The organism is Olsenella sp. HMSC062G07, assembly GCF_001811895.1.
Taxonomy (GTDB): domain Bacteria; phylum Actinomycetota; class Coriobacteriia; order Coriobacteriales; family Atopobiaceae; genus Olsenella_F; species Olsenella_F massiliensis.
Map to the genome: position 1 here is coordinate 1 of NZ_KV806949.1, position 410 is coordinate 410.

The following is a 410-nucleotide window of genomic DNA, read 5'->3' on the forward strand; positions in this document are numbered from 1 at the left end:
GGGGGGGGAGCTCGTGGACCTATACCTGACCGACCCGCCCTATAACGTCGCGTATGAGGGCAAGACGAAGGACAAGCTGACGATGGAGAACGACAGCTGGGGGACCGACGAGGCGTTCGTCGAGTTCCTGAAGGAAGCTTTCTCCAGCGCCCTCGGCGTCATGAGGCCGGGGGCAGCGTTCTACATCTGGCACGCCGGAACACAGGCTATGAACTTCCAGAGAGCGTGCCAGGAATGCGGGATGCAGGTCAGGCAGCTGCTCATATGGGTCAAGAACACCTTCGCGCTCGGCAGGCAAGACTACCAGTGGAAGCACGAGCCTTGCCTCTATGGATGGAAGGACGGCGCGGCCCACTGGTTCAAGGACGCCAGAAACCTCACCACGGTATTCGAGGACGCCTACAGCGCCA

At 61.2% G+C, this 410-nt stretch carries 1 protein-coding gene; it reads left to right on the top strand.

Annotated elements, in window-relative coordinates; all coding sequences use genetic code 11:
* Positions 1 to 13: 13 nt before the first annotated feature.
* A partial coding sequence (locus HMPREF2826_RS03245; protein ID WP_256388669.1) for a DNA methyltransferase occupies positions 14 to 410 on the top strand: 397 nt, incomplete at its 3' end.